Origin of the sequence: Chitinophaga sp., from assembly GCF_019236475.1 — a bacterium.
Classification (GTDB): Bacteria; Bacteroidota; Bacteroidia; order Chitinophagales; family Chitinophagaceae; genus Chitinophaga.
Genome location: NZ_JAFAIX010000012.1, coordinates 194968 through 217643, shown reverse-complemented (window position 1 = coordinate 217643; position 22676 = coordinate 194968). Strand labels below are relative to the sequence as shown.

Annotated in this window: 19 protein-coding genes; 9 read left to right on the top strand and 10 right to left on the bottom strand. The window is 44.6% G+C overall.

The window, feature by feature from the left end:
* Positions 1 to 118 precede the first annotated feature (118 nt).
* A complete protein-coding gene (locus JO154_RS16960) occupies positions 119 to 1105 on the bottom strand; it encodes a zinc dependent phospholipase C family protein (RefSeq protein WP_291947662.1) in 987 nt (328 codons plus the stop codon).
* 94 nt (positions 1106 to 1199) lie between these two features.
* Positions 1200 to 1694, bottom strand: coding sequence for a DUF502 domain-containing protein (locus tag JO154_RS16955; protein WP_291947660.1), 495 nt, complete (start codon positions 1692 to 1694; stop codon positions 1200 to 1202).
* A 289-nt stretch (positions 1695 to 1983) separates the two neighbouring features.
* On the opposite strand from JO154_RS16955, the gene JO154_RS16950 reads away from it, so the two are divergent.
* The 6 genes from JO154_RS16950 (at position 1984) to JO154_RS16925 (ending at position 11603) form a co-directional block, all read left to right on the top strand.
* The gene (locus JO154_RS16950; protein ID WP_291947658.1) at positions 1984 to 2595 is read left to right on the top strand and encodes a TetR/AcrR family transcriptional regulator; all 612 of its coding nucleotides are present in this window, start codon (positions 1984 to 1986) and stop codon (positions 2593 to 2595) included.
* A 3-nt stretch (positions 2596 to 2598) separates the two neighbouring features.
* Positions 2599 to 3954, top strand: coding sequence for a TolC family protein (locus tag JO154_RS16945; RefSeq protein ID WP_291947655.1), 1356 nt, complete (start codon positions 2599 to 2601; stop codon positions 3952 to 3954).
* A 20-nt stretch (positions 3955 to 3974) separates the two neighbouring features.
* Positions 3975 to 5108, top strand: coding sequence for an efflux RND transporter periplasmic adaptor subunit (locus JO154_RS16940; RefSeq protein ID WP_291947653.1), 1134 nt, complete (start codon positions 3975 to 3977; stop codon positions 5106 to 5108).
* A gap of 22 nt (positions 5109 to 5130) precedes the next feature.
* Positions 5131 to 8679, top strand: a complete 3549-nt coding sequence (locus tag JO154_RS16935; RefSeq protein ID WP_291947651.1) for an efflux RND transporter permease subunit — start codon at positions 5131 to 5133, stop codon at positions 8677 to 8679.
* A gap of 407 nt (positions 8680 to 9086) precedes the next feature.
* Positions 9087 to 10355, top strand: a complete 1269-nt coding sequence (gene kynU / locus JO154_RS16930; RefSeq protein ID WP_291947649.1) for a kynureninase — start codon at positions 9087 to 9089, stop codon at positions 10353 to 10355.
* A 9-nt stretch (positions 10356 to 10364) separates the two neighbouring features.
* A complete protein-coding gene (locus JO154_RS16925) occupies positions 10365 to 11603 on the top strand; it encodes a 2'-5' RNA ligase family protein (protein WP_291947647.1) in 1239 nt (412 codons plus the stop codon).
* A gap of 582 nt (positions 11604 to 12185) precedes the next feature.
* On the opposite strand, the gene JO154_RS16920 is transcribed toward JO154_RS16925, so the two are convergent.
* Entirely contained in the window at positions 12186 to 12923 is a 738-nt protein-coding gene (locus JO154_RS16920; RefSeq protein WP_291947645.1) for a Bax inhibitor-1/YccA family protein, read from the bottom strand.
* 280 nt (positions 12924 to 13203) lie between these two features.
* Between JO154_RS16920 and JO154_RS16915 the strand changes: the two genes are divergently transcribed.
* From JO154_RS16915 to JO154_RS16905, 3 genes are all read left to right on the top strand, one after another.
* Complete coding sequence (locus JO154_RS16915) at positions 13204 to 15054, top strand: 2-oxoacid:acceptor oxidoreductase subunit alpha (protein WP_291947642.1); 1851 nt, start codon at positions 13204 to 13206, stop codon at positions 15052 to 15054.
* Between the two features lie 157 nt (positions 15055 to 15211).
* Positions 15212 to 15796 carry a DUF6134 family protein gene (locus JO154_RS16910; protein ID WP_291947640.1) on the top strand — a complete coding sequence of 195 codons (585 nt, stop codon included), beginning with the start codon at positions 15212 to 15214 and terminating at the stop codon, positions 15794 to 15796.
* Positions 15797 to 15805: 9 nt separating this feature from the next.
* Positions 15806 to 16189, top strand: a complete 384-nt coding sequence (locus JO154_RS16905; protein ID WP_291947638.1) for a hypothetical protein — start codon at positions 15806 to 15808, stop codon at positions 16187 to 16189.
* Positions 16190 to 16291: 102 nt separating this feature from the next.
* Here JO154_RS16905 and JO154_RS16900 read toward each other — a convergent pair whose 3' ends face one another.
* From JO154_RS16900 to gldA, 7 genes are all read right to left on the bottom strand, one after another.
* Positions 16292 to 17485 carry a Gfo/Idh/MocA family oxidoreductase gene (locus tag JO154_RS16900; protein ID WP_291947637.1) on the bottom strand — a complete coding sequence of 398 codons (1194 nt, stop codon included), beginning with the start codon at positions 17483 to 17485 and terminating at the stop codon, positions 16292 to 16294.
* A gap of 11 nt (positions 17486 to 17496) precedes the next feature.
* Complete coding sequence (locus JO154_RS16895; RefSeq protein WP_291947636.1) at positions 17497 to 18720, bottom strand: nucleoside permease; 1224 nt, start codon at positions 18718 to 18720, stop codon at positions 17497 to 17499.
* A 128-nt stretch (positions 18721 to 18848) separates the two neighbouring features.
* Positions 18849 to 19496 carry an endonuclease III gene (nth, locus tag JO154_RS16890; RefSeq protein ID WP_291947635.1) on the bottom strand — a complete coding sequence of 216 codons (648 nt, stop codon included), beginning with the start codon at positions 19494 to 19496 and terminating at the stop codon, positions 18849 to 18851.
* An 81-nt stretch (positions 19497 to 19577) separates the two neighbouring features.
* Positions 19578 to 19796 (bottom strand): hypothetical protein, encoded by a 219-nt coding sequence (locus JO154_RS16885; RefSeq protein ID WP_291947634.1) that lies wholly within the window; start codon positions 19794 to 19796, stop codon positions 19578 to 19580.
* A gap of 112 nt (positions 19797 to 19908) precedes the next feature.
* On the bottom strand, positions 19909 to 20223 hold the full coding sequence (locus tag JO154_RS16880) for a septum formation initiator family protein (protein ID WP_291947633.1): 315 nt from the start codon (positions 20221 to 20223) through the stop codon (positions 19909 to 19911).
* A gap of 91 nt (positions 20224 to 20314) precedes the next feature.
* Positions 20315 to 21604 carry a phosphopyruvate hydratase gene (eno, locus tag JO154_RS16875; protein ID WP_291947631.1) on the bottom strand — a complete coding sequence of 430 codons (1290 nt, stop codon included), beginning with the start codon at positions 21602 to 21604 and terminating at the stop codon, positions 20315 to 20317.
* A 94-nt stretch (positions 21605 to 21698) separates the two neighbouring features.
* Entirely contained in the window at positions 21699 to 22607 is a 909-nt protein-coding gene (gene gldA, locus JO154_RS16870; protein ID WP_291947629.1) for a gliding motility-associated ABC transporter ATP-binding subunit GldA, read from the bottom strand.
* Between the last annotated feature and the right edge of the window lie 69 nt (positions 22608 to 22676).

The window sequence follows — 22676 nt, the reverse complement described above, 5'->3', positions numbered from 1 at the left end:
ACGGCACGGGTGTTAAAACCTGTAAGGCGCGTGGTGTAAGGATAGGCTAAAGCTAGTGCGACAAAGATAAAATATCTTTTCAAAATTTTTAGTAAGCCCCAATATATTATTTTCTCTGCTATTCTTCCGATCTTCCCAGCATCTGCCCGTGCAGCCATTGACGCTGTAAATTTACGAAATCCAACAACTCCAATACCGTGAAGCTAGTATGCGATAATTCCCTCAATGCAGGTTGCCCAGCGTTTACCCAGGCCGTATACCAACAACAGGCTACTCCGCGTATGGCCTGCTGCATGCGTCTTTCCACCATCCCATGCAACGCTCGGTGATACGCGATGGTATAGGCCGATGCATAATTCTTAACCAGTTTTCCATTTCGCAGCTCAAAACTATACTTCGCCGATGCGGGCACCCTAGCACTCAGTTGCCGCTCTTCCCGAAGCACAGTATCTGCCGCCATCCCGCTGGCAGTCACCACTTTCCAGAAATATGGCCGCAGTGCAGGAATGTATTCCGCTTTTCCTACCCAGTAATCAAACTCCTTGTCGGCCAACAATTCCGGTACTCTGGATTCCCATAATCCATGAATCCCCTGCTGCCCAGTAAATTGCCCGTTATGATTGGAACAGGCATGCAACGGTACATGCGCATCGGCCACATAATGCCCCAGGTCCGCAGATAATCGCAGTATCTGATATTGGTCTCTTTCCCTGAAAGCCTTCGTTAACATGGCCATCATCTTTTCCAGATGCCAAGGAAGAATGCCATTACGTTGCAGTGAATCCACCGAATACCGCGCTACAGCAGCATCCCAGTTGCGGGGAATATTCACAAACGGAACACTGTCATAAACATCCATATCAATATAATGCCTGGGAGCCTCCGCTGCCACTGCATATCGGCGCTTATCCGGATCTGTGGCATGGGTCGTCAAGTATTCCAAATACGGCTTATACAATACCATCATCTCCGGTGGTAAACAAAATACCGCCAAACGATTAATACGCTGATGCGCGAAAAAGCCCCAGCCATGCAGCTCCACAGCAGTAAATAAAAATGAAAATAATAAGGGCAGGGAAATTCGTATAGACTTCCGGGTTAACATAACAATCTGGTTTTGGAAACCAAATTAGCGCATTCTATAACACAAAAAACGTGGTTCGGAAGAAATAAATCCCCGAACCACATTTCTAGTAATTTTATCCGATGTTGGTCACACCACCACTCACGGCAAACTTCATGGCATCGCCGGCAGAGATGTTGGTCAATTGCTTCACTTTGGTCTTAGGTACCATAAATACTTTACCTGTAATGGCATAAGCATGCGGTACATATACCGCCATATACCCTTCCAACCCAAAATTGGTGACATCCGACTGCGTGATGAATCCCATCTCCCACACATCTACCCCGTAAATCTGCACTAGCACTGGATGATCAAATTTCTTCTTCTCTCCCACAAACGCATCAAATACATCTTTAATAGAAGAATAGATGTATTTGATAAATGGCGTACGCTCCAATAACTTGTCAAACAAGGCAAATATCCGCCCAAGAATGAAAGAGGAACTCAAATAGCCCACCACTATTATCAGCAGAAATACCAACACAAATCCCACACCCTTAAAGTGCAGAAAATTAAAGGCGGCATCATCTGGAATCAACTCCCTGGGTATCAGATTGTCTATTGTCACAAACGCCCAATATAGGGTCAACGCAGTAATACTAATCGGCGCCAGAATAAGTAATCCCTGAAAAAAATAGCGCAATAAACGCGATGCAAATACTTTTAATTTAAGCTTTGGCGACATGGTCAATAATTGATGCTGCAAATTACTCAATAATGCGGAATGCCCCCGCTTTTTACTCTCCCCAGTAATACATGTTGTGACATATAAAAAAAATATTACTGGAAACTTTTGAAGTTTAAAAAGTTTCCATAGTTTTGTAGTGTATTGATAATCGTTAGCACCAAAGAATTCTATGGAAGTACAGGAACGTATATTGGACAAGGCTTTTAGCCTGTTCCGGCAGTTCGGAACCCGCTCCATTACAATGGATGATATCGCGCTGAAAATGGGCCTTTCTAAAAAAACACTCTACGCCCACTTCTCCGATAAAGACGATCTGGTGTACCAGTCTGTTTCCGGTTTCATCCACAGTATCCACCAGGAATGCCTGGCAAATAAACAACGATCCAAAGATGCCATCGATGAGATGTTCCTCGTAATGGAGATGATTGATAAAAGACTGCGGAATATTAATCCGGTTATCATGCTGGACCTCCAGAAATACCACGCTAAAGCTTATCAGGCATTTCTAGACTATCAGCACCAAGACCTCGCGGCAATGATTACGGAAAACCTGGAAAGAGGTATCCATGATGGCCTTTATCGACCGGATCTCAATATCAGAATTCTGGTGAATTATCGTATACAAGGCTGTACGGCTAGTTTCCAGCCGGAAAACTTCCCCGGAGAACATGATATGGATAAAGTACAAAAGGTACTGCTGGAGAATTTTTTGTATGGTGTGGCTTCGTCAAAGGGGTATAAACTCATTGAAAAGTACAAACAACTATCGCAAAACATATAAACTATGCTATTCTTCAACAGGCTCACCGGCATTGGTTTGTTGGTGTGGCTGCTATCAATCGGAACCGCCAACGCCCAACAACCGGTGAACCCGGAACCTATCCGCCTTTCCGCAAAAGATGCAGTTGACTATGCACTGGCCAACCAGGCTGAAGTAAAAACAGCCAAATTGGACCAACTTATCCAACTCGCTAAAAACAAGGAAATTAGTGGTATGGCTCTTCCCAGCGTCAATGGTACTGGGCAATATCAATATAACCCCATCCTCCAGAAACAACAGTTCAACCTGAAGAACTTTGGTCTTCCCAAGGATTCCTTCACCGTGGCTTCCTTCCAGTTGCCACATAACCTGATGGGGGAAGTCAGATTGACGCAGACACTCTTCGATCCCAGCGTACTCGTGGCTCTCCAGGCCCGAAAAACACTGGAAGAACTGGTGAATAAAAATATCACCAAATCTGAGATCGATGTGAAAACCAGCGTGTACAAGGCATATTATAATGTGCTCTCTGCCCAGAAAGCACTGGGCATCCTCAGCGGTACACTCACTACCATGGATAATCTCCTCAAAGAAACAAAGGAGATTTACAAAAATGGCCTGGTGGAAAAACTGGATGTAGACCGCCTCACGGTACAGTATACAAATCTGCAAACAGAACAAACCAAACTGAATAACCTGATTGAACTCGGCACCGCTGCCCTGAAATACCAAATGGGTATGCCGCTCCAACAACAGGTGATTCTCACAGATTCACTCACTACCAGCCAGGTGGTAGCTGAAGTATTGGATATGGACAAGTTTGACTACGGACAACGTATCGAATACCAACTCCTAGAAACACAGAAGAAAGCGAATGAATATGATTTGAAGAGATATAAGCTGAAAGGACTGCCTTCTCTCCAACTGTTTGCTGCCACTGGTGCGCTCAGAGGAAGTAATAAATTTGACTACTTCCAGGATCACGTGTGGTACGGTTATCTCAATACAGGCTTGAATCTCAGTGTTCCTATCTTCACCGGCTTTCAACGCCGCCACCAAGTAGAGCAGGCACAACTGGCTGTGAAAAAATCTGATGTGCAGATCGAAAATGTGAAACTGGCCATAGACCTGGAACGAGAACAATCTTCTTCTACTTTCCGCAATAACGTTCTAACACTTCAAGCACAGGAAAAGAACATGGCGCTTGCAGAAGATGTATACCGCACCACTCGTATCAAATACCGCGAAGGGGTAGGTTCTAGCCTGGAAATGAGCACCGCTGAAAGCGATCTGCTGACAGCTCAGAATAATTATTTCACAGCGCTCTATAATGCAGTTGTAGCAAAAATAGATCTGCTGAAAGCATACGGTAAACTTTAAATCACTTCATCTCTTTCTATATGAATACTAAGTATTTTTTCCTACTGCCTGTTACTGCTATCGTTATGGCTTCCTGCGGCGGCGGACAAAAAAATTCCAAGGCTGAAAAGGAGAAGGAATTGCAGCAGTTGAAAACAGATAAAGCCAAATACGTTGAAGATATCAATAAGAAGATAGCTGCGCTGGAAAAAGAACTAGGTACCAGTGATAGCGCCCATGTGAAAGATGTGGTGATTACTCCAGTGGAAGCTTCTTTGTTTGAACACTATATCGATGTGCAAGGTGCAGTGGATGCCCGCGAAAACGTGAATGTTTCCGCCCGCGTACCTGGCGTGATTACCAATATCGCTGTCAAAGAAGGACAAGCGGTTACCAAAGGTCAGGTATTGGCCCAGGTAGACGATCAAGTACTGCGCGCTTCTATCGCGGAACTACATACGCAACTGGAGCTCGCCAATACGCTCTTCTCCAAACAACAAAATCTCTGGAACCAGAAAATTGGCTCTGAAGTTCAATACCTCAACGCGAAAAGCAATAAAGAATCCTTGGAACGCCGCCTGGCTACTATGCAGGACCAACTGGCGCAAACAAGGATTATTGCTCCTATTTCGGGTACTGTGGATGCGGTGATCGCGAAATTAGGAGATAATGCAGCTCCCGGTATGCCCGCTTTCCGCGTGGTAAATGCTTCTAACCTGAAAGTTACTGCTAGTGTGGCGGAAGCCTATGCGGGACTGGTGAAAACTGGAGGCGCAGTAGTGCTGAACTTCCCAGATATTAAGAAGGAAATCCGCACCATTATTGGTTTTGCAAGTCGTACTATCGATCCACTGAGCCGTACAATTAATGTAGAAGTACCGCTGAAACCCGACGCTACACTGCGCCCTAATATGATCGCTCAATTGAAAATCATTGACTACAGCGCTCCTGATGCGATCGTTATTCCTGTAGGCGTTATCCAGTATGCTGCTGGTAAACCATACGTAATGGTGGCCCTCGAGCAGAATGGTAAAACAATAGCAATGCGCCGCGATATCCAGCTTGGACGTACTTACAACGATAGGGCAGAAGTGAAATCCGGTCTGCAAAAAGGTGACAAAGTGGTTACCACCGGATTCCAAGGCCTGAACGACAACGACCTTATTAAATCCTAGGCCAACTGATTAATGCAAGCTTATGAAAGATAATCTTAAGAAAGAGTTTAAGCCTACCAGTTGGGCCATAGACAATAAGGTCAGCATCTATCTGGCTACCTTATTCCTGACCATAGCTGGTATCCTCGCATATAACGCCCGTCCAAAGGAGCAATTCCCAGAAGTGGTATTCCCTCAGTTTATCATCAGTACGGTAAACATGGGTACTTCTCCTGAAGATGTGGAAACACTGCTGACTAAGCCCATTGAAAAACAACTCAATGGTATTGCAGGTGTGAAAAAGATAAAGAGTACATCCATGCAGGATTTCTCTATTATCAATATCGAATTTAATGCGAATGTAAACATTGAATCCGCTCGCCAACAAGTAAGGGAAAAAGTGGATGATGCTAAGAAAGATCTCCCGCAAAACCTTACCCAGGACCCTTCTATCACTAAAGTTGATGTTTCTCAGATTCCTATCATGAACGTCAATCTGTCTGGTGATTTCGATCTGCAACGACTGAAACAGTATGCAGACGATATGAAAGACAGGATTGAAGCACTTCCTGAAATCACCCGTGTGGATATTGTCGGCGCCTTGGAAAGAGAAATCCAGATTAATGTGGACAAGTATAAAATGGATGCGGCAAAGATTGGCTTCGGAGATATCATTGGCGCTATCCAGGGTGAAAACATCACCATCTCTGGTGGATTGGTGGCCATGGATGGACAAAAACGGACACTGAGTGTAAAAGGAGAATATAAAGACCCTTCACAGATTGGAAATATCATCGTGAGAGGCCAGTCTGGCGCCACCGTATACCTCCGTGATATTGCCGAGGTGAAGGATGGATTCCTGGAACAGGAAAGCTACGCACGATTGAATGGTAAAAACGTAATCACGCTCAACGTTATCAAACAGAGTGGTAAAAACCTGATTGATGCATCTGATAAAATCCGGGCAATTGAGGCGGATATGGTGAAGAACCATTTCCCTAAAAACCTGAGTGTGACCATTACTGCGGATCAATCCAAATCCACTCGTGTAACCCTTCATGACCTGATCAATACTATTATCATCGGGTTCTTGTTGGTAACATTAATCCTGATGTTCTTTATGGGAGCGGTGAATGCCATATTCGTGGCGTTGTCGGTACCAATCTCCATGTTTATAGCCTTCCTCTTGCTACCTGTATATGGATTCACACTCAACATGATGGTGTTGTTTTCCTTCTTGCTAGCATTAGGTATTGTGGTGGATGACGCGATTGTGGTAATTGAAAACGTACACCGTATCTTCAATGAGCGTAAAGATCTGGGCATTGTAAAAGCGGCGAAAGTGGCAGCAGGAGAGGTTTTCCTGCCGGTATTCTCAGGAACCCTGACGGTATTGGCTCCATTCTTCCCACTGTTATTCTGGCCAGGAGTGATTGGTAAATTTATGTTCTTCCTGCCGGTAACATTGATTACCACATTGGGAGCATCCCTAATTGTAGCCTATATCATCAACCCGGTATTTGCGGTGGATTTCATGGACAGACATGAAGGTGAACATCATCCTAAACCCAAGTTTAACAGGAAGTTCCAGATCCTGACTGGCGTTTTTGCACTGGTAGCTTTGATGGGGTATCTTAATGGCAGTCCGGGTGTAGGCAACTTTGTGATCTTCATTTACCTGGTGATTGTGTTGGAACGTTTCTGGCTGGCGGGTGTTGCGCGTCGTTTCCAGCATAAGTTCTGGCCAAAAGTACAGGATGCCTACAAAAGAATCTTACAATGGTGCTTGGTGGGCTGGAGGCCAGTTGGTATACTGATCGCTACTTTCGGTTTGCTGATACTAAGTATAATGGTAACGGCTATACGAAATCCTAAAGTAGTATTCTTTCCTTCCGCAGATCCTAACTTTATTTTTACTTATATCCAGTTGCCCAACGGTACAGATCAGAAATATACAGATTCTATCACCCGCCTAGTGGAGCAACGCATTACAAAAGTGGTTGGCTCAAACAACCCAATTGTAGAATCTATTATTTCCAATGTGGCAAAGGGAGCCGGGGATCCACAGGAGATGACCCAAAGTACAGAACCTCAAAAGGGTAAAGTAACTGTCGCATTTGTGGAATTTGGGGCAAGAAAGGGACAATCCACTGTGCAATATCTCGACAAAATTCGTAATGCGGTGAAAGGTATACCTGGCGCCAACATTACGGTAGAGCAGGAGAAAGGTGGCCCTCCAACTGGTAAACCAATTAACATTGAGATCAGTGGAGATGATTTTGGAGACCTGACAGTCTCTTCGTTCAGGCTTAAACGTTATCTCGACTCCTTACACATTGATGGGGTAGAAGAGTTGAAGAGTGATTTTGAAGATAACAAACCAGAAGTGGTAGTTTCCATAGATCGCCAGCGAGCTAATGCACAGGGAATTTCCACGGCCATGATTGGCGGAGCCTTGCGTACAGCCTTGTTCGGTACCGAAGCATCCAAAATCCGTGATGCCAAGGATGAGTATAAGATCATGGTTCGTTTGAGAGAAGACCAGCGTAATAATATCAACAATCTGATGAACTTGAACCTCGTGTACAGGGATATGAACATGGGTGGAGCAGTAAGACAAGTACCATTGTCTGCTGTCGCAGACGTGAAGTACACGAATACCTATGCAGGTATTAAACGCATCGATCAGAAGCGTGTGATCTCGCTGTATTCCAACGTCCTGACCGGTTACAATGCCAATGAAGTAGTACAGCAGATTGAGAATTCTTTGAAAGACTTCTCCCATCCTAACAATGTAACCATTAAGATGACAGGGGAACAGGAAGACCAGATGGAAACGATGAACTTCCTGTTAATGGCGATGCTGGGAGCGTTTGGTTTGATGTTGATGATTATGGTGACACAGTTTAACTCGATTGGTCGTCCTGCCATCATTTTATTGGAGATTCTATTCAGTATTATCGGAGTATTCCTGGGCTTCTCCATCTTTGGAATGGATATATCCATTGTCATGAATGGTGTAGGTATTATGGCCTTGGCGGGTATCGTTGTGAGGAATGGTATTGTATTGGTGGAATTTACCGACCTGTTAATACAGCAGGATGCCAAAGTATATGATGCAGTAGTAGAAGCGGGCAGAACCCGTATGACACCGGTAATACTCACCGCTATAGCAGCGATATTAGGATTGGTTCCGCTGGCAATAGGCTTCAATATTGACTTTGAAGGATTGTTTACACACTTCCAACCGAACATTTATTTCGGAGGTGATAACGTTGCCTTCTGGGGACCGTTGGCCTGGACAATGGTATTCGGGTTGGTTTTTGCGACCTTCCTGACTTTGATCCTGGTGCCAACAATGTATGCCATGAACAAGCGTTCCATTGATGTGCTGGATTGGTATAATTGGCCACGAGCATTGAAATATGTGCCATTCCTGGTAGTGGTGCTGAAATTGTTCATGAAGCGGGACGTAGTGAGGAAATTGCATCACCCGGACTACGTGTCTCCCAAACCTTACCATTTCTTCAATAAGCCAGAAGAGATAGTGCAGGCGCCTAAGGAGAGCCTAGAGAAGGCAGCTATGAATTAAAGAAAGTATAAATTTTTCTATACAGTGTAACAGTTGTAGGTTAACAGACACCGTCCTGATTCTTCGGGACGGTTTTTTTGTTATATTTGGGTAGAAGTAAGTAAATTTAGATTCATTAACAAATTTTAACATTTGGAATTGCGGGCAATTGGGCAGCCTTTATTACTTTTGGTCCTTCAGATTGTTTTTCACGTTACTAACCTTGATAAATCCTAGCCACGTAAGCACGTAATATAGTGATTACCAATGAAAACGTTCTGATTTAAACAGTTATGACTGTTTGCCTGTTTACAGAGATATTTTAATTGAGAAGTATTAATAAGTGTTAGAATAGCGGATATTTAATCGGGTAAGAGAGATAAGCAGCCATTAAAAGCATTAGCAATTTAGGTAAAGATTGGAAGACCATGGAGTACGTAGCATCGTTAGCGTTTGCTAAAGAGCAGGACCAGAAGGATCCGTTAAACAGATTCAGAGAGCAGTTTTATTTTCCTCAGCGTAACGGAAAGGATGCAATATATTTATGTGGAAATTCGTTGGGATTACAACCTCGGAACGTAAAAGCGGCTATAGATCAGGAGCTTGCAGACTGGCAGCAGTGCGCAGTTGAGGGCTACTGGGGGGCCAAAAATCCTTGGTTATATTATCAGCAATATTGCAGCAAGCCCCTTACTAGTATTATGGGGGCAAGTCAGCAGGAGCTAACGGTAATGAATACACTGACTGTGAACTTACATTTTATGATGTTAAGTTTTTACCGGCCAACCAAACAGCGGTTTAAAGTGTTAATGGAAGCAGGAGCATTTCCCAGTGACCAATATGCAGTTGAAACACAGGTTAAGTTTCATGGATTTGAACCAGCAAACGCGATTATAGAGGTTTCACCCCGACCTGGCGAACAATTAATCAGAACCGAAGATATTTTAGATATTATTAACAGGGAAAGTGATAGTTTAGCATTAGTTTTATTTGGTGGAATAAATTATTATACCGGTCAGTTTTTTGACATCCCGGCAATTACGGCTGCCGCTCATAAGGCAGGAGCATATGCAGGTTTTGACCTGGCGCACGTAGCAGGAAATATACCGGTATCATTGCACGATTGGAATGTGGACTTTGCCGTATGGTGCTCTTATAAGTACTTGAATGGCGGTCCGGGCGCTGTAGGTGGCGCATTTGTGCACGAAAGATATGCCGGCAACCGCGGATTCCTCCGCTTAGGTGGCTGGTGGGGCAACGAAGAGAGCGTACGTTTTAAAATGGAAAAGGGATTTGTGCCAAAAGATACAGCAGAAGGGTGGCAGCAAAGTACTGCCCAAGTGTTTAACATGGTTAGTTTAAAGGCCTCCCTGGAATTATTTGAATCAGCCGGTATAAAGGCTTTAAGAGAAAAAAGTATAGGAATGACCAACTATTTGGAATTCCTTTTGAGCCAAATCGAAGGCATAAATTTCGAAATAATTACACCTAATAATTGTAATGAACGTGGCGCACAGTTATCTTTGTTGTTCAAGGATAAAGGTAAAGAGATACATCAACGCATGACAGATGCCGGTATCATCGTTGACTGGAGAGAACCCGGAGTCATCAGGGTTTCGCCGGCTCCAATGTATAACTCTTATCAGGATGTGTTTCATTTTTATGAAATCATAGCAAATATTGCTTCAAACGCTTAATTAAGTAAGATGAATTTTGAGAGAAACGAACGCCCCCGCAGGCCCTACTCTTCTGATACCAACAAAGAGAATGATCCCAATAAGGAGAGGGGCGAATTCAAACCCAATTTAAACAGTGAGCGGGAAGGTGGAAAACCCGACTACAACAGCGGGGACCGCGAAGGCCGTCCTAGCTACAATGGAGACCGTGATGGCGGATATCGCCAGCGCGATTACAATCGTGACAGCTATCGCGATGGTGGTGGTGGCTATAACCGTGAAGGCGGTGGTTACGATCGCAACAACAACTACAACCGTGAAGGCGGTGGCGGCTATAACCGTGAAGGCGGTGGCGGCTACAATCGCGAAGGTGGTGGTGGCTACAACCGTGAAGGTGGTGGTGGCTATAACCGTGGCGGTGGTGGCTACGATCGCGGCGGCGGTGGTGGTGGATACAACCGTGATGGCGGTGGTGGTGGTTACAACCGCGGTGGCGGTGGTGGCTACGATCGCGGCGGCGGCGGTGGATACAACCATGATGGCGGTGGTGGTGGTTACAACCGCGGTGGCGGTGGTGGCTATGATCGCGGCGGTGGCGGCGGTGGATACAACCGTGGCGGTGGCGGCGGTGGTTATGATCGCGGCGGCGGTGGCGGTGGCTACAATCGTGGCGGACGCCCTGGCATGCAGCGCAGAAAATTCGAGCCAAAACCAGACAATAAAATTTACTTTATCGCCCTGCTTCCAACTGCTGAAGTAGGCAAAGAAATCATAAAAATTAAACAGGAATTTGCAGAACAATATGGTCCAATGTACGCACTGAAAGTACTGCCCCATATCACCCTGCAGGTGCCTTTCACCGCTGATCCTGCACTGGAAAAAGCATTCTGTGATGAACTCACTGAGTTTGCTAAAACACAGGCTCCTTTCGAAGTGTCCCTCAACGGTTACGGTACCTTCCCTAACAAACAAAACCGCGTACTCTTCATCAATGTGGAAAAAAGCGAAACCATGTCGGCAATGCACCGTCAACTGATCAACTTCCTCCGCAAGGAATTTGGTTTCAGTACTATGCTGGCCCGCACAGGATTCACTCCTCACGTTACCGTGGCCTTCAAAGACCTCGACGATGAGCAGTTCAATAAAGCATGGCCTGAATACGAAAACAAAGAGTACCAGGCTACCTTTAAGGTTAATAACCTGTACTTCCTCCGCCACAACGGCAAATCATGGGAAGTACTGCAGAAATGCAAACTGGGCGGCGCTTGATAATAGCACTAGCCTAAACATAAAAATGAAAAGGGTCCGTCTGCAAACGGGCCCTTTTTTGCGCCTAGCGCATAACAGTGCAGGAATATAAGTTATCTCCTGTAGTTCCACCGGCCGTTACAGCCTAGCCGGCTTCACTACTAAAGAATAAAGCGGAATATCACCATCATTAGCAATATCCAACCAATCCCCAGAGAAACATAGGTTATTAAGACTGTGCTCTTAATGCTGGCAATCTTACTGGTGAATAACATGCTGCGTTTTATTATAAGACGCAATGTTCATCTTATACCCCTATTATTTGAAAAAAAGAAACAGTGAGGATAACTATCCATTAACGAAAAAAAGAAGCCGGCCGTATAGAGATACGGCCGGCTTTTGATTAACCCCTATGAAAACCAACTATTGCTCTTTGGCTATAATTGTACTTTAATGCTTAACTATTTATCAATTTTGCAATTACGGTGCCATAAAATCCAGATGGTTCCCATTTAACATTTCTTTTGAAAGATCTTAACAAAATAAAAAAAGTCCCACCGCTATGAACGATGGGACCCTTTACTGTAAATATTGTTTCTATTACTAGCGTTTGTTCAATTTGCTCAACAAGCGCAGGATTTCAAGGTATAACCATACCAGGGTAACCATCAAACCAAAAGATGCATACCACTCGAAGTATTTAGGAGCACCTTGGGCAGCACCCTGCTCTATCATGTCAAAATCTAAAATCAGATTTAACGCTGCAATGGCTACCACTACCAGCGAAAATCCAATACCAATCATACCACTATCGTAAATCAGTGGCATTTGAATATGGAACATACGCAGCACTATCGCAATCAGATAGAAGATCGCAATACCTGCAGTAGCAGTAATAATGATAGATTTGAATCGCTCTGTTGCACGGATGATACCAGCACGATACAATATCAACATCGCGATGAATGTACCGAAAGTCAGACCTACTGCCTGCATTACGATACCGCCGGATTGTGCATTATATACCGCAGAAATAGCGCCCAGGAATAAACCTTCTGCCAGTGCATATGCTGGTGCAAGATATCCCGCCCACTCTTTCTTAAAAATGATTATCAGTGCAAGTATGAAACCGCCTATAGCGCCTCCGATCATCAGCGGGAATGCATTACCCGTACCCATGGTAAACTGACCCCATGAAAATACAGCTGCTGCAATGAGCAATACCAGCAAAAATGACATCTTGTTAACGGTACCACGGATGGTCATGGCCTCTCCCTGCTGAGCCGACTGGCCAAACATACTTTCCTTCAGTACAGGGTTGTTCGATTGAAATAGTGCCATAAAAAATAGTTTAAATTTAAATGCCAATTTACTAATTACTCCTGATACCTACTCATTATACATATATCTTTTGTAAAAATATTAGCATTTGGGAAGAGAATAACTTCTAGTTATAACCCATAACAAGAAGTAATGATAATCAGCATTTCAGGGTGGGATAGTCTACTGGTTTTGTGTACTTTTGTGTACAAGGATATGTAAATTCATTTTAGATAGGGATTACTACCTCCCGATTGCCTAAATTTACACCCTAATACAGAATACCTAAAAAGAACTATAGATGCCTAATACTTCGATTCAACAGTTGGAAGATGTAGTGATAAAATTTGCAGGCGACAGTGGTGATGGTATGCAGCTTACAGGTAGTCAGTTTTCCAATAATACTGCCCTGATTGGTAATGACCTGAGTACCTTCCCGGATTTCCCTGCTGAAATCCGCGCGCCGCAAGGAACCCTGGCAGGTGTGAGTGGATTCCAGCTCCATTTCTCCTCTAATCGTATATTCACCCCCGGCGATGCCTGCGATGTACTCGTAGCCATGAATGCCGCCGCCCTGAAAGCTAACCTGAAAGGACTGAAAAAAGGTGGTATCATCATCGCCAATACGGATGGTTTTGACTCGAAAAACCTCCGCCTCGCCAACTACCCGGATGGCGTAAATCCCCTGGAAGACGGCTCCCTGGTAGATTACCAATTACATACCATGGACGTGACCAAAATGACCCGCGAGGCATTGAAAGACACGACCCTGGGCATGAAAGAAAAAGATCGCGCCAAAAATATGTTCGTCCTGGGCTTCCTGTACTGGTTATACGACCGTAACATGGATAGCACAGAGAACTTCCTTCGTGATAAATTCGGTAAAAAACAGGATATCCTGGATTCTAACCTGAAAGTACTCCACGCTGGCTATAACTTCGCCGAAACAGTGGAAGCTTTCAGTACCAGATACCGCGTGGAAAAAGCTCGTATGGAACCAGGTACTTACCGCAGTATTACTGGTAATACCGCCCTTGCTTATGGTCTGGTGGCCGCTTCTCAAAAAGCTAACCTGCCGCTGTTCTTGGGTACTTATCCTATTACGCCAGCTTCTGATATCCTCCATGAACTGAGTAAACTCAAAAACTTCGGTATACGTACCTTCCAAGCGGAAGACGAAATCGCAGGTATCACTTCTGCTATCGGTGCTTCCTATGGTGGTCATATGGGGATTACTACTACTTCTGGCCCTGGTGTAGCCCTGAAAGGGGAAGCAATGGGTCTGGCTGTCATGCTGGAAATCCCGCTGCTGATTGTGGATATTCAACGCGGAGGCCCTTCTACAGGCTTGCCTACCAAAACAGAACAATCCGACCTCCTGCAAGCTTATTATGGCCGTAATGGGGAATGTCCGATGCCAGTGATCTCTGCTTCAACGCCTGCGGATTGCTTTGATGCTATTTATGAAGCTTTCCGTATCTCCGTACAGCATATGACACCGGTGATCTTCCTGAGTGACGGTTATATCGCTAACGGTGCTGAACCTTGGCGCTTCCCTAAAGCAGCCGATCTGCAGCCCATCAACGTGAAATTTAAAACTGGTCTGGCTGAAGGTGAGGAACAATTCATGCCTTACCAACGCGATGAAAACCTGGTTCGCCCTTGGGCCGTTCCTGGTACACCAGGACTGGAACACCGTATCGGTGGTCTGGAAAAACAGAATATCACGGGTAATGTGAGCTACGATCCGGAAAACCACCAGGTAATGGTGAAAATCCGCCAAGAAAAAGTAGATAAAATCGCTGATCATATTCCATTACAGAAAATAGAAGTAGGTCCTGAAAAAGGTAAAGTACTGGTATTGGGATGGGGTTCTACCTTCGGTGCTATTAAAAGCGCAGTGCTGGAACTGCTGACAGAAGGACACCAGGTAGCTCATGCACACCTGCGTCACCTACGTCCGTTCCCGAAAAATCTGGCCGAAATTCTTCACAGCTACGATAAAGTATTGATCCCGGAAATCAACAATGGTCAACTGATCAAAATCATCCGCGATCAATATCTTATTGATGCACAGGGATATAATAAAATTATGGGTGTTCCTATCACTAAAGGAGAACTGGTTACCAAAATCAGAGAAATGCTCGCTTAAGGTAATAACACTTTAATATGATTTACAGGGAAAGTAAGCTCATCGCGAACTTTCCCTTTTTTTATGCCTATAAAACCGAAGATTTTTTTGTACTTTAACAATATGAAGATTATTACAGCTACATCTTCACTTATTATTCAGTTTCAAGTACATGTTTATGAACAGCCTTTTTCGTGTATTGCTTTGCATACTAGCTGTAGTGTCTTCGCCTGCCATGGCACAGACGAATACCTATGAAGTAAGAATCGCCAACCATGCCGTGGGAACCATAGAGGCCCGGCAAAATGTAAATGGCCATGAAAAATCGATCAGCATTCAAACACATATTCAAGTGATGCTGTCTAAAGTGAATAGCATTATCACCACTGAATATTCTCATAACATTCTGACCCAGGCTAAATCCTCCAGGGTTACAGGAAAAAATGGGGATGATAAACTGACAACAACACGAAAAGAAGGTAATGCTTATACAATCGTGATGAATGGAGAGAGAAGCGTGCTGGGAAATACAGAAATTCAGCATTGTGTTGGCGACCTGTATTTCAGCGAACCGAAACACATCACCCGTACGTTTTCTGAGACACTAGGGAAATTCCTCCCGCTAAAAGCCCTGGGAGATGGATCATACGAACTCCAATTACCAGAAGGAAAGAAAAATATTTATAAGTATGATAATGGAACATTGGTGCAGGTGGAGGTAGATCATACTTTCGGAAAAGCCATTATTGTAAAAAGTAGTTGATCATTATTTATGACTGCTTCCATTCCTGATATTTACAGCAGCATCCATATGCTGTTGGATAATTATGTACCGCCGCTAACTCCAAGAGCTGAGGGAAACAATAATCGGTACGACATGTACTACCCTCATAGTGTTGAACTTTTCGGAAAAAATTATCCGGAATTGTACTTCGCAGGTGTTGCTGCTTATGAGAAATACGTTGCACTGTATTTCTTTCCCATTTATTCACATCCAACTGAATTCACGGACATTCCAGATGCACTGAAGAAAATGCTGAAAGGGAAGTCCTGTTTTCACATTAAATCCGGAGAAGATGCCGTGATGAAAGCTATCCGACTACTACTAGATAGCGGCTTTTCATTCTATCAATCAAAAGGATTAATCAAGAAGTAATCCGCTCTGTCCGCGTTAGTAGCCGCGCGAAGCGCGGAACTTCGCAAGAAGAACTTATTAATTACATTTTGCGAAGTCCTGCGCTCATTGGGGGTTTAAATATTAATCTATCGTTTTCTCGATGATCTGTCCTGATACCTTGTCTTTCAGGATGAGCTTCCTCGCGCCGAAATGTGTCATCTCTTCCTTTACGAGGTAATATTGTGCATCGTAATCATGTTGCGTTTTCTCTTTTGTAACACCTTCCTTTCCTCGCCAAACATCCAACTGTACTGGTTCCCATTGCTTGGTGGCGGCACTTTTATAAGCTGCGTCCAGTATGGCGTTGACTACATATCCGTCGTAGAATGTTTCCCTTGCTGCCTTTCCGGCTTCCATCGCATTGAACATATCAGTAAACATGTGATTGTAGCCCAGTTCGTTCAGCTCATCACCCACAGGGAACAGCCAGCCGCTATTTGATTCGGCCTTCTCCGCAACATAATCTGCCCCTTTCCCAGTGGTAAACATATCAAAACCTGTACGTAGAAAGCTGTTCAGCCAAATGGTTCCTTCTGTACCCATTACTTCATCCCGCAGATCCAAGCCGCCACGGAAAGTCCAGCTAACTTCAAACTGCCCAATGGCGCCGGTTTCATATTTCACCAGCCCAATGGCATGATCTTCGGCATCTATAGGCTTCACTTGCGTATCCGCCCAGCACATTACTTCCAAGGGTTTGATGTCTTTCCCAATAAAACTACGCGCTATTTCTACGCAATGACAACCCAGGTCGAGGATACACCCCCCGCCAGCCTGTTCTTTGTCCCAAAACCATTCACTATGTGGGCCAGGATGGGTTTCTCTTGACTTAGCCCAGAGGATACGTCCTAATGCCCCATTTTGGACGCTTTCCAGGGCTTTCAGGAATTTTGGGGTATACACTAGGTCTTCCAGGTATCCATGGAAAATACCGGCCTTTTCTACCGCTTCCAGCATTCGTTTTGCTTCGGCTGCATTTCTACCCAAAGGTTTGGTGCAGATAACAGCCTTTTTATGCTTGCAGCAGAGCAAAACAGCCGTTTCGTGCAGATTATTAGGAAGAGATACACATACCACCTCTGTTTCTGCATGGGCGATGGCGGCTTCCATATCGGTAGTCCAATGCGCTACCTGGTAATCTTTCGCAAATTGTTGCGCACTTTCTTCCCGACGGGAATAAATGCTCACGATTTTGTCTCTGCTTCGCTGCCCCTGCAACGAGTCCGCATAAAAACGCCCGATAAAGCCCGAGCCAAGCATTGCTATCTTTGCCATAGTACCGTTGATTAATGGTTTATAACTACTGGTTGATCATTTTGCTTATCCTTGAATGCGATTACAAATAGTATTAACACACCCACTGCAATACCGGCTGGAATCATCCAGATGGTTTGCCAGTCGTGGGAAGATGGACCTGTTCTGTATTTCTCCACTATAGGGCCACTCAGCAGAAACCCTATCAGCATACCTACGCCATAGGTAGCCAATGTCACGAAGCCCTGGGCGGAACTTTTGAATTTTTCTCCTGCCTTACGGTCCGTATAAATCTGCCCCGTCACAAAGAAGAAATCATAACAAACACCATGCAGTAGTATTCCTACAATGAGCATCCAATAATGGGCGTTGATGTCGCCATGCGCAAAGAGCGTGTACCGAAGGCCCCACGCTAGCATACCAATCCCCAACATCCATTTCACACCGAGTCGGTGGAAAAGAAAGGGGATTATCATCATGAACAGCACTTCAGACACCTGTCCGAGTGATTGTTTGGATGCGGCAGCCTCCATTCCTATTTCATTCAGGAATGGATTCGTGAAGTTGTAATAAAATGCTAGTGGAATACAGATAAGTATCGAGGCCACAAAGAAGGTACGATAGGAGGGATCTTTCAGCATGCCGATGGCATCTAGTCCGAGGATTTCCCGGATATTAATTTTACTGCCTTTTTTCAATGGAGGCGTAGCAGGTAAGGAAAAGCTGTAGCAGCCTAGGATGAGAGAGGATACGGCTGCCATTTTAAAGGTTAATTGTAATTGGTGGCCTTTTTCCCAACCCAACTGACCAATGATCAGTCCGGCGACGATCCAGCCGGCAGTACCAAATACCCTGACAATCGCGAACTGTTTGCCAGGATCTTTCATTTGTCGGAAGGAGATGGAATTGACCAATGCGAGGGTGGGCATATACATAACCATATACACCAGTAAAATAGGGTAGAAAGCCCCGAAATGGGTCATGTTGCCGGCAAACCACAATAGTACCGCACCCAGTAGATGGATAATGCCCAGCATTATTTGTGCAGAGAAAAAGCGGTCGGCCAGGATGCCTACAATGAAGGGAGCAATGACAGCGCCATACGACTGTGTCAGGAATGCAATGCTGATGTCATTGTCCGTTGTTTTTTCGAGATTATTGATGACGAAGGTGCCTAGTGTCACAAACCATGCGCCCCAGGTAAAGAATTCCAGGAACATCATGAATGACAGGCGTAATCCAGTGGAGGTTCTCATAACGTAGTATCTTAAATATGCTATAAGATAATAAAATCAGGTTATGAGAAAGCAAAAATTTGATGATCGTTAAAAACGATTGATGTTTCAAGAGTTTTGCTGGTGGCCTGCTGGCGCCTGGCGTAAATTTAACTGGCTTTTATCAACTGCTGATAGTATTTACAGGCAGGACGTAGCGGACATTCTCCACACTTAGGATTCCTGGCAATACAGATGTATCGGCCATGCAGGATGAGCCAGTGGTGGGCGATATGTATTTTTTCTTTCGGGATATTTTTAATCAGTTGCTGTTCTGCTTGTAAGGGCGTTTTAGCGTTGGTGGTAAGACCTATTCTGGCGGAAACCCTGAATACGTGGGTATCTACCGCCATATTGGGCTGTTGATGGACCACAGAAGTAATCACATTCGCTGTTTTCCTCCCTACGCCTGGTAGTTTAACTAATTCGGCAACAGTGTCTGGTATCTCCCCGTTAAAATCATCCACTACCATATTTGCCATGCCTATCAGGTGTTTGGTTTTATTGTTAGGATAGCTAATACTTCTGATGAGGGGGAATAGTTCATCGAATGTGGCATGACGCAAAGCTTCCACGTCCGGATATTTATCAAATATAGCAGGAGTGGTCATGTTCACCCGTTTGTCGGTGCATTGGGCGGACAGGATTACGGCAACGAGTAGTTGATATGGGTTGTCGTAAATCAGTTCTGTTTCGGCATTTGGAGCATGTGCTTCGAAATAGTTCAGCACAAATGCATAGCGCTCTTTTTTGGTCATGCCGTAAAGATAGAGAAAATGATAGTTGCATTCGCTTGTCTGGGGTAGCGAATCAGCTCATAACGGAATGGTATATACGAATTACAGCTCTTGTTCTCCAGTGTTGGCGGCATAATCGAAGATCAACTGCAGCGTGGCTTTCCGAGGGGAATAGCTAACTGTATTCAGTGTGGATCTCACATGCTCCAGATTTTCTTCCACTTCTTGGGTCAGGCTTGGCTGCTGCTGACTGAGTGGCGTTAAATCGCTGGCAGTAACAAGACACAGGTTAGAAAGTACAGATTGTGTAAAATTACTCATGCATTATTTTTTTAATACAAGAAATATAGTATGACGTTAATATAAACGACAGATGTACAGAATCTATTGTTAATTTAAGGTAATTTTTTGAGATATGCAATGGGGTTGACTGCTATTTAGCGGCAGGGGGAGGGGTTAGGATAAAGAGATCTTCGTTGTCTTTTTTCATATAATATTTCTCTCTGGCAAACTTTTCCAGTTTTTCAGGGCTAGACAACAGCTCTTGTTGTTCTTCCTTGGTTTTCTTGATTTCACTGATGAAAAATGCTTTTTGAGATTCCAGTTTATTCACTTCAGACTGGAACTGGTATTGGTACATCAGGTTTGTTTTATCCAGGAAGGCTATCCACAACACAAAAGCGCCGCCAGTAATAAAGAAGAAGTTCTTTAAGATGCGAGGTACTCTTATGGATTTAAGTTGTGGCATACTGCAAAATACAAATAAACGGCTAATTACAAAAGAAAGAGGGCAGCGGATATTGCTGCCCTCTTTGGTATTTTAACTGCTATAGCAGTGATTATTTACCGAATTTGATGCTTTTACCTGGGTAAATAGCATTTGTTTCCAGTGCTTCTTCGATACGGAGCAGTTGATTGTACTTAGCCATACGATCGGTACGGGAAGCAGAACCGGTTTTGATTTGTCCGCAGTTCAGGGCAACTGCCAGGTCAGCGATGGTCGTATCTTCAGTTTCGCCAGAACGGTGGCTCATGATAGAAGTGTAACCAGCTTTATGTGCCATGTTAACGGCATCGATAGTTTCAGTAACAGTACCGATTTGGTTTACTTTAATCAGGATGCTATTAGCGATGTTATTGTCGATACCTTCTTTCAGACGTTTAACGTTAGTAACGAACAGATCATCACCTACCAGTTGTACTTTAGCGCCAACAGCTTCTGTCAGTTTTTTCCAACCAGCCCAGTCATCTTCCGCCATACCGTCTTCGATAGAAACGATTGGGTATTTAGCGCACCATTCAGCCCAGTAAGCCACCATTTCGTCGCTGGAGAGTACTTTCTGAGAGCTTTTGTAGAATTTATAGGTTTTATCAGCTTCGTTGAACATTTCGCTAGAAGCCGCATCCAGTGCGATAGCGATTTGTTCGCCAGGAACATAACCAGCAGCTTTGATAGCTTCCAGTACAGTTTCGATAGCTTCTTCGTTGCTCTGGATTTCAGGAGCGAAACCGCCTTCGTCACCTACGTTGGTGCTGTAACCTTTCTTTTTCAGAACTGATTTCAGGTGGTGGAATACTTCCACGCCCCAGCGCAGACCTTCAGAGAAAGAAGGAGCACCTACAGGAACGATCATGAATTCCTGGAAATCGATTTTGTTATCAGCGTGAACGCCACCGTTGATGATGTTCATCAAAGGAACAGGAAGGGTGAAAGCGTTTACACCGCCGAGGTAGCGGTACAGTGGCTGGTTGCACTCTTCAGCAGCAGCTTTAGCTACCGCCATGCTCACTGCCAGGGTTGCGTTTGCGCCCAGTTTCGCTTTATTTGGAGTGCCGTCCAGTTCGATCAGCATTTTATCAATACCAGCTTGGTCAGTTACGTCCCAGCCTACCAGTTCTTCAGCAATAATTTCGTTCACGTTCTGTACTGCTTGCAGTACGCCTTTACCCATGTAAACGCTCTTATCGTTGTCACGCAGTTCAACTGCTTCGTGTTTACCGGTAGATGCGCCGGATGGTACTGCTGCACGGCCAAAATGACCATCTTCAGTTGTTACGTCTACTTCAATTGTAGGATTACCGCGGCTATCCAGAATTTGTCTGGCGTGAATCTCTGAAATAATACTCATAGTTCGTAAATTATAAATTTGTTATATGGCTAGTACTGTAAACGCTTAATAATGAGCGAATAATATCTACAATTACATTGCAAAAACCAGGGGATCACTTCGTCAGGTCCCGGAATATGGTTTCCAGGCTTTGTGAATTGCTCTGCAAAGAAAGTATGTTCCGGTTATTAATCAAAGCAAATTGTAACAGGTTTTTTCTAACTGCTTCCACCTCAGTGGTATGTAGTCGCCAATTATTGCCTTCCAGGGCCTCTGTCCGACTAACGCCGGCAATTTGCATCAGCTCTTCTACCGTTACCGGCTCTCCGAAGCTTACCTGTAAATACCCCGTATTGCCGCCTGCTTGCTGCAGTACGGATAACTTATCATCTGCAATAATCTTCCCTTTGTTAATAATCATCACCCTGTCGCACAACGCTTCTACCTCTTGCATGATATGGGTAGACAACACCACTGTTTTGTCTTTCCCCAAACTTTTAATGAGTTGACGGATCTCCGCCAGTTGATTGGGATCCAAGCCGGTGGTAGGCTCGTCCAGGATCAGGACTTCCGGATCATGTATCAGGGCGTGGGCAAGGCCTACACGCTGTTTATAACCGTTGGATAAGGCCCCCAGCTTTTTACGGCTTTCCGGGGTTAATCCTGTCATTTCTATCACTTCCGTAATCCTTTTCGGTGCTGCTTTCCCTAAATGATGTACCCCTGCCATGAATTCCAGGAATTCCTTCACATACATATCGTAATACAGGGGATTGGATTCCGGCAAATAGCCTACGCGCTTACGCACCTCCAGGGATTCTTTCACAATGTCAAAACCACAAACAGTAGCACTGCCACTGGTGGGAGGAAGGTAGCCGGTGATCATTTTCATGGTGGTCGACTTACCCGCACCATTCGGCCCGAGAAAACCAGTTATTTCCCCTTTTTTCAGTTCAAAGGAGATGGCGTCTACGGCCTTCTGTTCTCCATATATTTTCGTAAGTGCTGAAACCTTTATTGACATCGGTGTTTTTCCTCTTTTGCGGCAACTAATGTACGAAAAGCATTGAGGTTTTATTGTGCTGGATAAAAC

Excerpts from the sequence above, each read along its gene's own strand:
- JO154_RS16895 (WP_291947636.1), bottom strand. The coding sequence starts at position 18,720 with ATGAGAACCTCCACTGGATTACGCCTGTCATTCATGATGTTCCTGGAA.
- nth (WP_291947635.1), bottom strand. The coding sequence starts at position 19,496 with ATGACCAAAAAAGAGCGCTATGCATTTGTGCTGAACTATTTCGAAGCA.
- JO154_RS16940 (WP_291947653.1), top strand. The coding sequence starts at position 3,975 with ATGAATACTAAGTATTTTTTCCTACTGCCTGTTACTGCTATCGTTATG.
- kynU (WP_291947649.1), top strand. The coding sequence starts at position 9,087 with ATGGAGTACGTAGCATCGTTAGCGTTTGCTAAAGAGCAGGACCAGAAG.
- JO154_RS16910 (WP_291947640.1), top strand. The coding sequence starts at position 15,212 with ATGAACAGCCTTTTTCGTGTATTGCTTTGCATACTAGCTGTAGTGTCT.
- JO154_RS16915 (WP_291947642.1), top strand. The coding sequence starts at position 13,204 with ATGCCTAATACTTCGATTCAACAGTTGGAAGATGTAGTGATAAAATTT.
- JO154_RS16925 (WP_291947647.1), top strand. The coding sequence starts at position 10,365 with ATGAATTTTGAGAGAAACGAACGCCCCCGCAGGCCCTACTCTTCTGAT.
- JO154_RS16885 (WP_291947634.1), bottom strand. The coding sequence starts at position 19,796 with ATGAGTAATTTTACACAATCTGTACTTTCTAACCTGTGTCTTGTTACT.
- JO154_RS16880 (WP_291947633.1), bottom strand. The coding sequence starts at position 20,223 with ATGCCACAACTTAAATCCATAAGAGTACCTCGCATCTTAAAGAACTTC.
- gldA (WP_291947629.1), bottom strand. The coding sequence starts at position 22,607 with ATGTCAATAAAGGTTTCAGCACTTACGAAAATATATGGAGAACAGAAG.
- JO154_RS16900 (WP_291947637.1), bottom strand. The coding sequence starts at position 17,485 with ATGGCAAAGATAGCAATGCTTGGCTCGGGCTTTATCGGGCGTTTTTAT.
- JO154_RS16945 (WP_291947655.1), top strand. The coding sequence starts at position 2,599 with ATGCTATTCTTCAACAGGCTCACCGGCATTGGTTTGTTGGTGTGGCTG.
- JO154_RS16960 (WP_291947662.1), bottom strand. The coding sequence starts at position 1,105 with ATGTTAACCCGGAAGTCTATACGAATTTCCCTGCCCTTATTATTTTCA.
- JO154_RS16935 (WP_291947651.1), top strand. The coding sequence starts at position 5,131 with ATGAAAGATAATCTTAAGAAAGAGTTTAAGCCTACCAGTTGGGCCATA.
- JO154_RS16905 (WP_291947638.1), top strand. The coding sequence starts at position 15,806 with ATGACTGCTTCCATTCCTGATATTTACAGCAGCATCCATATGCTGTTG.
- JO154_RS16920 (WP_291947645.1), bottom strand. The coding sequence starts at position 12,923 with ATGGCACTATTTCAATCGAACAACCCTGTACTGAAGGAAAGTATGTTT.
- eno (WP_291947631.1), bottom strand. The coding sequence starts at position 21,604 with ATGAGTATTATTTCAGAGATTCACGCCAGACAAATTCTGGATAGCCGC.
- JO154_RS16950 (WP_291947658.1), top strand. The coding sequence starts at position 1,984 with ATGGAAGTACAGGAACGTATATTGGACAAGGCTTTTAGCCTGTTCCGG.